Origin of the sequence: Kitasatospora cineracea (assembly GCF_003751605.1) — a bacterium.
Classification (GTDB): domain Bacteria; phylum Actinomycetota; class Actinomycetes; order Streptomycetales; family Streptomycetaceae; genus Kitasatospora; species Kitasatospora cineracea.
On the sequence record NZ_RJVJ01000001.1, the window covers coordinates 112,062 to 126,146 of the forward strand.

The window sequence follows — 14,085 nt, forward strand, 5'->3', positions numbered from 1 at the left end:
CGAACAGCCGGGCGGCTGTGCTCGCTGTGAACCGGCCCACCGGCCGGAGGTTGTCGTCCGGCCGGTCAGCCGGATACTCGGGCGGCGAGCGCGTCGCCGACCTCGGAGGTGGAGCGGGTGCCGGTGCGCTCGGTGAGGTCCGCGGCGACCGCGGCCTCGACGGCGGCGGCCTCGACGGCGTAGCCGAGGTGCTCCAGCAGCATGGCGACGGACAGCACGGTGGCGGTCGGGTCGGCCTTGCCCTGGCCGGCGATGTCCGGGGCCGAGCCGTGCACCGGCTCGAACATCGACGGGAAGTCGCCGCTCGGGTTGATGTTGCCGGACGCGGCCAGGCCGATGCCGCCGGTGACGGCCGCGGCGAGGTCGGTGAGGATGTCGCCGAACAGGTTGTCGGTGACGATCACGTCGAAGCGCTCGGGCTGGGTGACGAAGAAGATCGTCGCCGCGTCGACGTGCAGGTAGTCGGTGGTGACCTCGGGGAACTCCCGGCCGACCTGCTCGAAGATCCGGGTCCACAGGTGGCCGGCGTGCACCAGCACGTTGTTCTTGTGGACCAGGGTGAGCTTCTTGCGCGGGCGGGCCTGGGCCCGGCGGTAGGCGTCCCGGACGACCCGCTCGATGCCGAACGCGGTGTTCAGCGAGACCTCGGTGGCGACCTCCTGCGGGGTGCCGGTGCGCAGCGTGCCGCCGTTGCCGACGTACGGGCCCTCGGTGCCCTCGCGGACCACCACGAAGTCGATCTGCGGGTCTCCGGCGAGCGGCGACTTCACGTTCGGGAAGAGCTTGCCCGGGCGCAGGTTGATGTGGTGGTCGAAGGCGAACCGCAGCTTGAGCAGCAGCCCGCGCTCCAGCACCCCGGACGGCACGCTCGGGTCGCCGATGGCGCCGAGCAGGATCGCGTCCTGGCCCTTGAGCTCCTCCAGGACCGCGTCCGGGAGGGTCTCCCCGGTGCGGTGGTAGAGCCGTGCACCGAGGTCGTACTCGGTGGTCTCCAGCTTGGTGTCGGAGGGCAGGGCGGCGCGGAGCACCTTGAGGCCCTCGGCCACGACCTCCTGGCCGATGCCGTCACCCGGGATCACTGCGAGACGAATGGTGCGAGACATACTCGGACAGTACAACCCGTCCCACGGCCTGGGCACGGACCGTCCACGATCCGGACGCCGGGTCAGACCAGCTCGACCTCGACCGGGAACGGGTGCTCGACCTTGAGGCGGTCGTGGAAGATCCCGGTGGGCACGTAGCTGTTGGTGGACGGGTCCAACTCGTAGGTGTAGACGACGGGGCGGTCGTCGACGTTCTCCACCCGCCAGAAGTACCGGATGCCGGCGGCGGCGTACTTGCGGGGCTTGACCTCGCGGTCGCGCTCCATGGACTCCGTGGAGGCCACCTCGACGACGAGTAGCACGTCCCCAGCACGGCAGGAGGTGTCCTTCGGGCCCCAGTCCGCGCGCGCACCGACCACCATCAGGTCCGGTTCCGGACGGTTCCGTTCGTCGAGGACGACGGTCATCGAGCGCCAGACTTCCCAGCCGGCTGGCGCGGCCTCCAGCGCGCCGTGGAGCAGACCCGTGGTCCGGGTCTCCCACCTGGTCCGCGGGGCGGTGAAGACCAGGCTCCCGGCGATCAGTTCGGTGTGCGGAGGGGCGTCGGGGAGCCGGTCCAGGTCCTCCGCCCGGTAACCGCCCACCGGCGGTCGGATCCAGTCCGGGTACGGCGTGAGCCCTTCGTCGTCCATGTGGTCAACCGCCGTTCGGGCCGAGCGACTGGACCCGGCTGCCGACCGGGTTGAGGTGGTGGATGACCAACGCGTTCGTGAGCGGGGTGCGCAGGACCTGGCCGGGGCGGGTGGGGACGAGGACGGGGGTGGGCAGGGCCGGGTCGAAGGGGTGCGGGCCGAGGGTGTCGAGGGCGTCGGCCGGGTCCTCGGTGGGGCCGGTCCACACCGTGTAGCGGGGGTGGGTGAGCGGCGGGAGGGCGGCGAGGCGGACGGGCAGCAGCAGGGTGTCGGAGTCGAGCAGCGCGGTGTCGGTGTCGCCCCAGCGGCCGTTGAGCGGCTGGACGTCGAGTTCGGCGCCGGTGCGGGCGTCCAGGGTGCGGGCGATCAGCACGTCGCTGCCCTTGAGGCGGTCGGCGACCACGGTGGCGTCGGGGGTGCCGTCGCCGTCGGTGTCGAGCGAGGCGCGCACGCCGAGGGCGCCGGCGGGGGTGGCGGCGGGGGCCCACAGGACGGCGGCGAGGTAGAGCGTGCCGTGGCCGTCGACGGCGGCGGCCGCGTAGTGGAGGTTGGCGGCGCGTTCGGCGGGGTCGTCGACGCAGAGGTCGGTGTCGGCGGCGGGGCAGTCGGGCCAGCGCGGTCCTTCGCCGCCCGGCTGGAGGGCGGTGAGCAGGCCGGGGCGGGGGTTCCCGGAGACGGCGAAGGTGGCGGCGGTGCCGAGCGCGGTGGCGTCGGTGGCGGCGCGCGGGGCGGCGAACAGCGGGACGCGCAGCGGCGGGAGGGTGCCGTCGTCGGGGGTGAGGGTGAGCCGGCCGGAGAGCTCGCCGCGGTAGCTGCGGGCGCGGCCGGCCTGGAGCAGGTCGAGGGTGGGGTCGGGGGCGCGGCCGAGGTCGTGGCCGAGCCGGAGGGTGACGGTGACGGTGGCGCTGCCGTGCGGCGGCAGGTCGACCCGGGCGGGGGAGATCCCGAAGGCGGCGCCGGGCAGCGTGGTGGCGGGCGCGTAGCCGGTGGCGTAGCTCAGCGGGCGGTCGCCGAGGTTGCGGACGGTCACCTCGCGGGTGGCGGTGGCCGCGCCGGTGGCCTCGACCACGCCGAAGGAGACGCCGACCGCGCCCTCGGTCCGGGTGCCGTAGGCGAGGACGGGGGTGCGGACGGCGGCGTCGGCCCGGACCCGGCCGCTGCCGGTGCGTTCGGGCCCGTACACCGGGCCGGTGCGGCCGTCGTGCAGGTAGGTGTCGGTGGCGGTGTCCATCAGCGCGGCCTTGACCTCGGCGGCGTCGTAGTCGGGGTGCGCGGAGCGGACCAGGGCGGCCAGGCCGGACAGGTGCGGGGTGGCCATCGAGGTGCCGTCCTCGCGCATGCCGCCGGTGCCGGTGCCGGCCTTGGCGGACCAGATGGTCTCGCCGGGGGCGGCCAGGTCGGGTTTGACGATGCCGTCGACGCCGATGCCGCGGGAGGTGAAGGAGGTCAGGGTGTCGGTGCGCTGCGGCTGGTCCTGCGGGACGGCGCCGTGCAGCGGGTTGCCGGGGGTGGCGAGCCGGACGGTGACCGGGCCGCCGCCGAGGGCGGACAGCAGCCGCTCGCCGTCGGCGCGGGCCAGGATCGCGGCCGGGATCCGGTCGTCCCCGGCGATCTCGCCGAGGTTGTCGCCGTCGGCGGCGTAGAGCGCGCCGACCGCTCCGGCGTCGGCGGCGTGGTCGGCGCGCGGGGCGGAGCCGCAGGCCCGGTCCGGGTCCTTGGTGGTCCAGCGCAGCACGGCGACCTTGCCGCGCAGCCGGTCGGCGTCGGCGGGGGTGAAGGGCCGGCAGCCGTCCGACTGGTCTGCGGGGACGGCGAGTTGGCCGCTGACCTCGGCGCTGTCCCAGCGGGTGTACTTGCTGCTCCAGTGCGCGGGGACTTCGCCGGCCAGGTTCGCGGGGGCGAGCACGGTGATGCCGTCGGCGTCGCCGTGCGGGTCGACCGAGGCGGCGGCGGTGAGGACCCGGGCGGCGGTGCCGGGGCTGCCGCCGACGCCGTACACGTCGCCCTCGTTGCCGGAGGCGGCGACCACCACGGTGCCGAGCGCGGCGAGCCGGTCGGCGGCGAGCGCGTCGGCGTCGCCGGGGCGGCCGTAGGGGCTGCCGAGCGAGAGGTTGACCACGTCGAGGCGGTCGGAGAGGTCGCCGTCGCCGTTCGGGTCGGCGGCCAGGTCGAGGGCGGCGGCGAGCTGGTCGGTGGAGCCCTCGCAGCCGAACACCTTGATCGCGTAGAGCTGGGCGCCGGGGGCCGCGCCGGGGGCGACCTCGAAGCCGGCCGGGTCCAGGCCGGGCCGGTAGGGGCCGCGGTAGGGCTTGCCGTCGGCGGTGACGCCGTACCCGGCGGCGGTGCCGGCCACGTGGGTGCCGTGGCCGTTGGCGGCGCAGTCGAGCGGGTTGTCGTCGGGGTGCGGGTCGGGCTGGTAGTGGTCGGCGGCCGGGTCGGGGTCGTAGTCGTCGCCGACCAGGTCCTTGCCGCCGATCACCTTGGCGTTCGGGAACAGGGCGGCGGGGGCGGGCTTGGCGCCGTCGACGGCGCGGTACGCCTCGACGGTGCCGGGGCCGCCGAAGTCGGCGTGGGTGTAGTCGATGCCGGAGTCGACGATGCCGATCCGGACGCCCTCGCCGGTGTGGCCCTCGGGGCCGTCCCAGACCTGCGGGGCGCCGGTGAGCGGCACCGAGTAGCCGTTGGCGCGCCGCTTGGGCGTGACGGGGCGCACCGAGCGGACGCCGGGCAGGGCGGCCAGCCGGGGCACTTCGGCGGCGGGCAGCCGCAGCGCGAGGCCGCTGGCCAGGGTGCGGGTGCGGTAGAGCGGGCGGGCGTCGGGGGCGGCGCGCCGCAGGGCGGCGGTGAGCGCGTCCAACGAGCGGTCGGCGGCGGCCCGTTGGGTGCTGCCCGCGGTGGCGGCGGCGCGCCGGGTCTGGTCGGGGGTGCGCAGTCGGCGGCGGGCGTCGTCCCGGGCCCGCTGCCAGGCGGTGGCGGCGGGCTCGGTGGTGAGTTCGACGAACACGGTGGTGCTCGGGCCCTGGGGCGGCCGGGCGGCGGCCGCCGGGGCGGCCGGGGCGAGCAGGGCGAGGGCGGCGAGGAGGCCGAGGGGGGTGCGCACGGCCCCAAGGTAGGAGCCGTCGACCGGCCGGGCGAGGAGGTTCACCCCCCGGGTGACGCTCCGTCACCCGTCCGGCGCAGCAGGGGGGTCGGCGGTCAGTCGGCGGCCGGGGCGCCGTTGTCGCGCCGGTCGAGGGCGCGCTGCAGGGCGGCGGCGGTGCGCGGGTCGGCCGGGAGGGCGCGGCGGCGGCGCGGGGCCGCGGCGCGGGCGGCAGCGGCGGAGGGGGTGGCGGTGGGGGCGGTGGTGCGGTCTGCGACGAACGGCATACCGGGCTCCTTGGTGCGGGGGCGCAGCGGCGCGCGGGAGGGGTGAGGGGGTACGCCGAGCAGGGATCGCCTGCCGCACCGCGTACGGGCCCGTACGGGCCACGCTCCCCGTAGTTGTGGGGGTGGCGCACCGTAGGACTACTCCACGGTACGACGGGGAGGCCGCGAGGTCAGCAGATTTACTTGGATTTCCTAGTATCTGAGACGGGGTTCACTCCCGGGTACGCGAACGGCCCTTCCGCCTCAAGGTCGGAAGGGCCGTTCGGAGTCGCCGGTGGGTCAGCCGAGGTTGACCGAGCGGGAGAACTTGGCGCCGATCGCGGCGGCGATCTCGGCCAGCACCTCCTGGGAGACCTCGCTGTCCACGGTGATCGAGGCGAGCGCGCTGTCGCCGTCCCGGGCGACCTGCATGCCGGCGATGTTGATGCCCGCGTCGCCGAGGATCCGGCCGAGGGTGCCGACCACGCCGGGGCGGTCCTGGTAGTGGAAGAACGCCATGTGGTCGGTGAGCGCCACGTCGACGTCGAAGCCGTCCACGCCGACGATCTTCTGGATCTGCTTCGGGCCGGAGAGCGTGCCGGAGATCGACACCTCGCCGCCGTCGGCCAGGGTGCCGCGGACGGTGATCACGTTGCGGTGCTCGGGCGACTCGCTGGAGGTGGTCAGCCGGACCTCGACGCCGCGCTCCTGGGCGAACAGCGGGGCGTTGACGTACGACACCGTCTCGGCCACCACGTCCTCGAACACGCCCTTCAGCGCGGAGAGTTCGAGCACCTTGACGTCGTGCTGGGTGATCTCGCCGCGGACCTCGACGTCGAGCCGGACGGCGACCTCGCCGGCCAGCGCGGTGAAGATCCGGCCGAGCTTCTCGGCCAGCGGCAGGCCCGGGCGGACGTCCTCGGCGATCACGCCGCCCTGGACGTTGACCGCGTCCGGCACCAGCTCGCCGGCCAGCGCGAGGCGCACCGACCTGGCGACCGCGATGCCGGCCTTCTCCTGCGCCTCGTCGGTGGAGGCGCCCAGGTGCGGGGTGGCGACCACGTTGTCGAAGGCGAACAGCGGGGAGTCGGTGCACGGCTCCTTGGAGTAGACGTCCAGGCCGGCGCCGGCGACCCGGCCCTCCTGGAGCGCCCGGACGAGCGCCTCCTCGTCGACGATGCCGCCGCGGGCGGCGTTGACGATCCGCACGCTCGGCTTGACCTTGTGCAGCGCCTCGTCGCCGATCAGGCCGATGGTCTCCGGGGTCTTCGGGAGGTGGACGGTGATGAAGTCCGCGACCTCCAGCAGCTCCTCCAGGGAGAGCAGCTTGACGCCCATCTGGGCCGCGCGGGCGGCCTGGATGTAGGGGTCGTAGGCGACGATCTTCATGCCGAACGCGGACATCCGCTGCGCGACCAGCACGCCGATCCGGCCGAGGCCGACCACGCCGAGCACCTTCTCGCTCAGCTCGACGCCGGTGTACTTGTTGCGCTTCCACTCGCCGCCCTTGAGCGCGGCGTTGGCGGGGGCGATGTTGCGGGCGACCGAGATCAGCAGGCCGCAGGCCAGCTCGGCGGCGGTGACGATGTTCGAGGTCGGCGCGTTGACGACCATCACGCCGGCCTTGGTGGAGGCGGCCACGTCCACGTTGTCCAGGCCGACGCCGGCCCGGGCGACGACCTTGAGCTTCTTGGCGGCGGCCAGCGCCTCGGCGTCCACCTTGGTGGCGGAGCGGATCAGGATGGCGTCCACGTCGGCGATCGCGGTCAGCAGCTCGGTGCGGTCGGCGCCGTTGCAGTGCCGGATCTCGAAGTCGGGGCCCAGCGCGTCGACGGTGGCGGGCGACAGCTCTTCGGCGATCAGTACGACAGATTTGCTCACGACAGTGTGTCCTTAACTGTCCGGTTCACCCCGCCGCACGGAGGTGGCGCGCACAGGGCGGGGGGAAGGTGGCATGTCGCGTAGCTAGACGCACGACGCTGTGGGCCTGACGCGTGGTTCGGAGTCTATCGGCGGGGTCCTACCGGGACTGCTCCCGTCCGGCGAAATCACCCGGACGGGAACAGCCTTGTTGTACAACCGGAACGGGCGGAGATCAGGCCTCCTGGTCCACCCAGCTCATCAGCTTGCGGAGCTTCTTGCCGGTGGTCTCCAGCAGGTGCTCGCTGTCCGCGTTCTTGTACTCGTTGTACTTCGGCAGACCGGCCTTGTACTCGGCGATCCAGGTGTTGGCGAAGGTGCCGTCCTGGATCTCGGTGAGGACCTTCTTCATCTCGGCCTTGGTGTCGGCGGTGATGATGCGGGGGCCGGTCACGTAGTCGCCCCACTCGGCGGTCTCGGAGACCGACCAGCGCATCTTCTCCAGGCCGCCCTCGTACATCAGGTCGACGATGAGCTTCAGCTCGTGCAGGCACTCGAAGTAGGCGATCTCGGGCTGGTAGCCCGCCTCGACCAGGGTCTCGAAGCCGGCCTTCACCAGGGCGGCGGTGCCGCCGCAGAGGACGGCCTGCTCGCCGAACAGGTCGGTCTCGGTCTCCTCGGTGAAGGTGGTCTTGATGACGCCGGCCTTGGTGCCGCCGATGCCCTTGGCGTACGACAGCGCCAGGTCGAAGGCCTTGCCGGTGGCGTCCTGCTCGACGGCCACGATGCACGGGACGCCGCGGCCCTCCTGGTACTGGCGGCGGACCAGGTGGCCCGGGCCCTTCGGGGCGACCATGCAGACGTCGACGTCGGCCGGCGGCTGGATGAAGCCGAACCGGATGTTCAGGCCGTGGCCGAAGAACAGGGCGTCGCCCGCCTTCAGGTTCGGCTCGATCGCGTCCTTGTAGACGTCGGCCTGGATCGGGTCCGGCACCAGGATCATGATGACGTCGGCCTCGGCCGCGGCCTCGGACGGGGTCACCACGCGCAGGCCGGCCTCGGCGGCCGCGGCGCGGGACTTGGAGCCCTCCAGCAGGCCGACCCGGACGTCCACGCCCGAGTCGCGCAGCGACAGCGCGTGGGCGTGGCCCTGGCTGCCGTAGCCGATGACCGCGACCTTGCGGCCCTGGATGATGGACAGGTCGGCGTCGTCTTCGTAGAACAGCTCGGCCACGGGGGCACATCTCCTTGCGTGATGGTGGTGCCGGGGGTTCCTACGGTAGGCCCACCCGGCGGACTTCGATGGCAGTGCTCAGGTTGTGGGACGGCTCGCGGCGGCGCGCGTCAGGCGGAGCGCTCCAGCGCGCGCAGCGAGCGGTCGGTGATGGAGCGGGCGCCCCGGCCGATGGCGACCAGGCCGGACTGCACCAACTCCTTGATGCCGTAAGGCTCCAGCATCCGCAGCATGGCCTCCAGCTTGTCCGAGGAGCCGGTGGCCTCGATGGTCACCGCGTCGGGCGACACGTCGACGGTCTTGGCGCGGAACAGCTGGACGATCTCGGTGACCTGCGAGCGGGTCTCCGCGTCGGCCCGGACCTTGACCAGGACCAGCTCGCGCTGGACCGCCTGGGACTGGTCCAGCTCGACGATCTTGATCACGTTGACCAGCTTGTTGAGCTGCTTGGTGACCTGCTCCAGCGGCAGCTCCTCGACGTTCACCACGATGGTCATCCGGGAGATGTCGGGGTGCTCGGTCGGGCCGACCGCGAGCGAGTCGATGTTGAAGCCGCGGCGGGAGAACAGCGCGGCGATCCGGGCGAGCACGCCGGGCTTGTTCTCGACCAGGACGGACAGGGTGTGCTTGGACATGGTGGTCATCGCTTTCGGGTCCGTGGGTCCGTCAGTCCAGGTCGTCGCCGAAGTCGGGGCGCACGCCCCGGGCGAACTGGATCTCGTCGTTGCTGGTGCCGGCCGCGACCATCGGCCAGACCATCGCGTCCTGGTGGACGATGAAGTCGATGACCACCGGGCGGTCGTTGATCTCCATCGCCTGCTTGATCACCGCGTCCAGGTCCTCGGGGCGCTCGCAGCGCAGGCCGACCGCGCCCATCGCCTCGGAGAGCAGCACGAAGTCCGGGATCCGGGTGCCCTGGGCGGGCGGCTCGATGCCGTCGTGGCCGGGGCCGGAGTGCAGCACGGTGTTGGAGTAGCGCTGGTTGTAGAACAGCGTCTGCCACTGGCGGACCATGCCCAGCGAGCCGTTGTTGATGACCGCGACCTTGATCGGCAGGTTGTTCAGGGTGCAGGTGGTCAGTTCCTGGTTGGTCATCTGGAAGCAGCCGTCGCCGTCGATCGCCCAGACCGGGACGTCCGGCCTGCCGGCCTTGGCGCCCATCGCGGCGGGGACGGCGTAGCCCATCGTCCCGGCGCCGCCGGAGTTCAGCCAGGTGGCCGGCTTCTCGAACTGGATGAACTGGCTGGCCCACATCTGGTGCTGGCCGACGCCCGCGGCGTAGATCGCGTCCGGGCCGACCAGCCGGCCGATCCGCTCGATCACCTGCTGGGGCGACAACCGGCCGTCGGGGGCGGGCTCGTAGCCGACCGGGTAGGTCTTCTTCCACTCGTTCAGCCGGGTCCACCACTCGGTGTAGTCGCCGCGGTGGCCGGCGTCGAACTCGGCCTGGACGGCGACGATCAGGTCGGCCAGCACCTCGCGGGCGTCGCCGACGATCGGGACGTCCGCCGGGCGGTTCTTGCCGATCTCGGCCGGGTCGATGTCGGCGTGCACGACCTTGGCGTGCGGGGCGAAGGAGTCGAGCTTGCCGGTGACCCGGTCGTCGAAGCGGGCGCCCAGGGTGAACAGCAGGTCGGTCTTCTGCAGCGCGGTGACCGCGGGGACCGAGCCGTGCATGCCGGGCATGCCCAGGTGCTGCGGGTGGCTGTCCGGGAAGACGCCGATCGCCATCAGGGTGGTGACCACGGGCGCGCCGGTCAGCTCGGCCAGGATGCGCAGTTCGGCGCCCGCGTTGGCCTTGAGCACGCCGCCGCCGACGTACAGCACCGGGCGCTTGGCGTTCACCAGCAGCTTGGCGGCCTCGCGGATCTGCTTGGCGTGCGGCTTGGTGACCGGGCGGTAGCCGGGCAGCGCGGTCTCGACCGGCCAGCGGAAGACGGTCTGCGCCTGCAGGGCGTCCTTGGCGATGTCGACCAGGACCGGGCCGGGGCGGCCGGTGGCGGCGATGTGGAACGCCTCGGCGATGACGCGGGGGATCTCGGCCGGGTCGGTCACCAGGTAGTTGTGCTTGGTGATCGGCATGGTGATGCCGCAGATGTCCGCCTCCTGGAAGGCGTCCGTGCCGATCGCCTTGGAGGCGACCTGGCCGGTGATGGCGACGATCGGCACCGAGTCCATGTACGCGTCGGCGATCGGGGTGACCAGGTTGGTCGCGCCCGGGCCGGAGGTGGCCATGCAGACGCCGACCCGGCCGGTGGCCTGCGCGTAGCCGGTCGCGGCGTGGCCGGCGCCCTGCTCGTGGCGGACCAGGATGTGCCGGACCTTGGTGGAGTCCATCAGCGGGTCGTACGCGGGGAGGATCGCCCCACCGGGGATGCCGAACACGGTGTCGGCGCCCACGGCTTCGAGCGAGCGGATGAGCGACTGCGCGCCGGTCATGGTCTCGGTGGTCTGGGGACCCGGAGCGTGGGCGGCCGGGTGGTCCCCGCGGCGGGGGGTTGCGGCGTGCTCAGTCATCTGCCTGTCTCTTCTCGGGTTCTGCTCGGGGGGCGCCGGCCCGGGCGGCGGAGGGGTTCGGGCCGGTCTCCGGCTCTGCCTCAATCGTCCGGATTTCAGGTGGTTGAGGCCAGTGGTGGTGCAGTGGCCGACCAGCATTCGTGCAACAAAAAACCCCTCGTGCCCAGGGCATGCGAGGGGGAGGCGCGTCAGGCTGCGATTCAGCCGACGCGCCCGCCAAGTACGAGAATTCGGGTGGTCATGGCACCGACCTTCCTCCCACGCAGTGGCGGGTGTCAAGCTGGTGGGACCGCCGTCTCACCATGCGGGCCACCGCTCGGACCGCCCACCGCGTGCCGTTGCGGCAGGTCGAGACCGGGGTGCGGGGCTCCGGGGCGGGCCCCGGCGGCCTCGGCCAGACCACCCGTTCGCGGGTCGGGGGTGAGCAGCGGACGGCGGCCCGGGCCGCCCTGCGGCTGCCGCGGCACCGGGTAGCCGCGGCGCAGCAGCGCCCGGCGCAGCCGCAGTTCGTCCAGCGGCCGGTCGAAGGCCAGGCCCTGGCCGCGGCGGCAGCCGAGCTCCTGCAGGACGGCGACCTGCCGGGGGTGGTCGACCCCGTCGGCGCCGGTGGCCAGGCCGAGGTCGCGGGCCAGCCGCAGCGCGTGGCCGGCCAGTGCCCGGGTCAGGGTGGACTCGGCGACGTCCTGGACCAGGCTGCGGTCGAGCTTGAGGGCGTCGAACGGCAGCCGGGCCAGCGCGCCCAGCGAGCCGCCGCCGGCGCCGAACCCGGCGAGCGCGGTGGACACCCCGAGGCGGCGCAGCGCGGCCAGCCGGCGGCCGAGTTCGTCGGCCAGCGCGTCCGGCCCGGTCCGGGCCACCTCGAGCACCAGCAGTTCGGGCGGCAGCCCGGTGTCGCGCAGCGCGGCGGCCAGCGTCTCGTACATGCCGGGGGCGCAGAGCCGTTCGGCGGCGAGTCGGACGGTGACCGGGACGGGCGGGGCGGCCGGGCCGTCGGCGCGGCGGCGGGCGGCCGCGGCGACGGCCTCGGTGAGCAGCCAGCGGGCGAACCGGGTGGCGGCGTCGCCGGAGTCGGCGGTGCGCAGGAACTCGGCGGGGGTGAGCAGCAGGCCGCCGGCCGAGCGCCAGCGGGCCTGCGCCTCGACGCCGGTGAGCCGGCCGCCCGCGAGCTCGACCACGGGCTGGTGCAGCAGCGTGAAGGAGCCCTCCCGGACGGCGGCCCGCAGCCGCTCCTCCAGTTCGCTGCGGCGGTCGAGTTCGGCCCGCATCGCCGGGGTGTAGAGCACCACCCGGCCCTTGCCGCGGGACTTGGCCTGGTACATCGCCAGGTCGGCGTTGCGCAGCAGTTCGTCGGCGGCGGAGGCGGCGGAGGCCGCGGGCCCGGCGGCGCCGTCGCGGTCCTTGCGGGGGCCGTTCCCGGCGCTCCCCGGCCCGCCGGGGGCGGCGGGCGCGGGTTCGGGCACCGGCAGCGGGGCGTCGGGGCCGAACGCGATGCCGATCGAGGCGGCGACGCCGAGTTCGGCCCCGCCGATCCAGTACGGCTCGGAGAGCGCGCCGCGGATCCGTTCGGCCAGGTCGCGGACCTGCGGGTGGCCGAGCCGGCCGCGCACCAGCACCGCGAACTCGTCGCCGCCGAACCGGGCCACGGTGTCCTCGCTGCGGACGGCGGCCTGCAGCCGGCGGGCGGCCTGCACCAGCAGTTCGTCGCCGACCTGGTGCCCGGCGGTGTCGTTGACGGCCTTGAAGCCGTCCAGGTCGAGGAAGAGCACCGCGACGGCGGTGCCGACCGGCCCCTGCGCGGAGAGCGCGGCCCGGACCCGCTGGGCGAACAGCGCCCGGTTGGGCAGGTCGGTGAGCGGGTCGTGGAACGCGTTGTGCTGCAACTGGGCCTGCAGCCGGACGCGTTCGGTGATGTCCCGGCTGTTGAGGATCAGGCCGTCCCGGTACGGGTTGACGGTGGACTCCACGTGCAGCCACTCCCCCTCGCCGGAGCGGATCCGGCACTCGACCCGGGCCGAGGGCTCGCCGATGCTGAACCGGGCGCCCCTGGTGCGGGCCAGGATCCGGCGGACCTCGGCCAGCACCCGGTCGACGTCCTCGGGGTGGACCAGGTTGAGCAGGTTGCCGCCGACCAGGTCCTCCGGGTCCCGGCCGTAGACCCGCAGCGCGGCGGGGCTGACGTAGGACAGCGCCCCGGACGGCCCGGCGATCATGATGACGTCGCTGGAGCCCTGCACCAGGGAGCGGAAGTGCGCCTCCTTGGTGGCGAGTTCCTGCGCCAGCGAGAGGTTGTCCAGCAGCATCACGCCCTGCCGGACGATCAGCGCCAGGCCGACGGTGCTGGCGGCGGCCAGCATCACCCGGTCCAGCGGGCGGCCGCCGAGCGCGTTGTAGAGGATGCCGGCGGTGCAGACCGCGGCGGCCGCGTACGGGGTGAGCGCGCTGAACGTGGAGGCCACCCGGCGGCGCGGCGAGCCCTGCGCGGACGGGTGCTCGCGGGACGGGTGGCGGCCGTGCTGCCAGGGGGCCCAGGCGAGCAGCAGCGAGCCGGCGAACCAGCCCGCGTCCAGCAGTTCGCCGGAGTGGTAGTCGCTGTGGAACTGCGGGGTGGTGAACAGCGCGTCGCAGACCACGGTCAGCGCCAGGCCGATCATCGCGGTGTGCACGGCGGCCCGGTTGCCGTCCCGGCCCCGGAAGCGCAGCCCGACCACCAGGCTGACCAGCAGGATGTCCAGCACCGGGTAGCCGAGGCCGAGGGCGAGCTTCAGCGGGTCGTCGCCGTCGCCGGCCGCGACCCGGCCGAGCGCCAGGCTCCAGCTGAGCGTGAACAGCGAACCGGCCACCAGCCAGCCGTCCAGCAGCAGGCAGAGCCAGCCGGCCGGGGTGCGCGGGCGCTGGGCCAGCACCAGCAGGCCGATGATGGCCAGCGGGGCGAACAGCAGGAAGGCGTAGTCGGCCATCGAGTCCGGCGGCAGCGGCTGCCGGAGCACCACCTCGTACCAGCCCCAGGCGCCGTTGCCGAAGGCCACCATCGCCGAGGAGAGCCCGAACAGCAGCCAGGCCGGCCGGGTGTGGCCGCCCACCGCGACGCCGTGCGCCAGACAGGACAGGGCGGCCACGAGGGCCGCCCCGGCGAGACCGAAGTCCCCCATCACCAGTGCGAGTTCGCTCGACCCCCAGCCGACGGCGGCGCCGGCGGCGTACCCGGCGCAGAGCACCGCGAGCAGCGCGGCCGTCAGCCGGCTGAGCGGGGTACGGGCAGGCAGCACCGACTCGGTGGAGTTCAATCGACATCTCCCCCTCCGGCCCGTGGCCGTACCGGTGTTCCCGCTTCGGACCCTACACCACTGCGGTCACGCACTGGCACGTCCGCTCAACTTAGAGTAATGAAGCGCAG

9 protein-coding genes are annotated in these 14,085 nt (G+C 73.7%); all 9 read right to left on the minus strand.

All coding sequences use genetic code 11. From position 1 onward, the window contains the following. Positions 1-65: 65 nt before the first annotated feature. A complete protein-coding gene (locus EDD39_RS00530) occupies positions 66-1,103 on the minus strand; it encodes a 3-isopropylmalate dehydrogenase (protein ID WP_123552728.1) in 1,038 nt (345 codons plus the stop codon). A gap of 62 nt (positions 1,104-1,165) precedes the next feature. Continuing rightward, on the minus strand, positions 1,166-1,735 hold the full coding sequence (locus EDD39_RS00535; protein ID WP_123552730.1) for a Uma2 family endonuclease: 570 nt from the start codon (positions 1,733-1,735) through the stop codon (positions 1,166-1,168). Between the two features lie 4 nt (positions 1,736-1,739). Then, positions 1,740-4,835, minus strand: coding sequence for a S8 family peptidase (locus EDD39_RS39185; protein WP_162869908.1), 3,096 nt, complete (start codon positions 4,833-4,835; stop codon positions 1,740-1,742). A 95-nt stretch (positions 4,836-4,930) separates the two neighbouring features. Further along, a complete protein-coding gene (locus EDD39_RS39190; RefSeq protein WP_162869909.1) occupies positions 4,931-5,101 on the minus strand; it encodes a hypothetical protein in 171 nt (56 codons plus the stop codon). 279 nt (positions 5,102-5,380) lie between these two features. Beyond that, entirely contained in the window at positions 5,381-6,961 is a 1,581-nt protein-coding gene (serA, locus tag EDD39_RS00550; protein ID WP_123552732.1) for a phosphoglycerate dehydrogenase, read from the minus strand. A 214-nt stretch (positions 6,962-7,175) separates the two neighbouring features. After that, a complete protein-coding gene (gene ilvC, locus EDD39_RS00555; RefSeq protein ID WP_030460833.1) occupies positions 7,176-8,174 on the minus strand; it encodes a ketol-acid reductoisomerase in 999 nt (332 codons plus the stop codon). Between the two features lie 110 nt (positions 8,175-8,284). Further along, a complete protein-coding gene (gene ilvN, locus EDD39_RS00560) occupies positions 8,285-8,809 on the minus strand; it encodes an acetolactate synthase small subunit (protein WP_030460834.1) in 525 nt (174 codons plus the stop codon). A gap of 31 nt (positions 8,810-8,840) precedes the next feature. Continuing rightward, a complete protein-coding gene (locus tag EDD39_RS00565; protein WP_123552734.1) occupies positions 8,841-10,691 on the minus strand; it encodes an acetolactate synthase large subunit in 1,851 nt (616 codons plus the stop codon). Between the two features lie 275 nt (positions 10,692-10,966). After that, a complete protein-coding gene (locus EDD39_RS00570; protein WP_123552736.1) occupies positions 10,967-13,975 on the minus strand; it encodes a putative bifunctional diguanylate cyclase/phosphodiesterase in 3,009 nt (1,002 codons plus the stop codon). Positions 13,976-14,085 lie beyond the last annotated feature (110 nt).

Bases quoted from the DNA above. Each gene is read 5' to 3' on its own strand.
- EDD39_RS00530 (WP_123552728.1), bottom strand. From the start codon at position 1,103: ATGTCTCGCACCATTCGTCTCGCAGTGATCCCGGGTGACGGCATCGGC.
- EDD39_RS00535 (WP_123552730.1), bottom strand. From the start codon at position 1,735: ATGGACGACGAAGGGCTCACGCCGTACCCGGACTGGATCCGACCGCCG.
- EDD39_RS39190 (WP_162869909.1), bottom strand. From the start codon at position 5,101: ATGCCGTTCGTCGCAGACCGCACCACCGCCCCCACCGCCACCCCCTCC.
- ilvN (WP_030460834.1), bottom strand. From the start codon at position 8,809: ATGTCCAAGCACACCCTGTCCGTCCTGGTCGAGAACAAGCCCGGCGTG.
- EDD39_RS00565 (WP_123552734.1), bottom strand. From the start codon at position 10,691: ATGACTGAGCACGCCGCAACCCCCCGCCGCGGGGACCACCCGGCCGCC.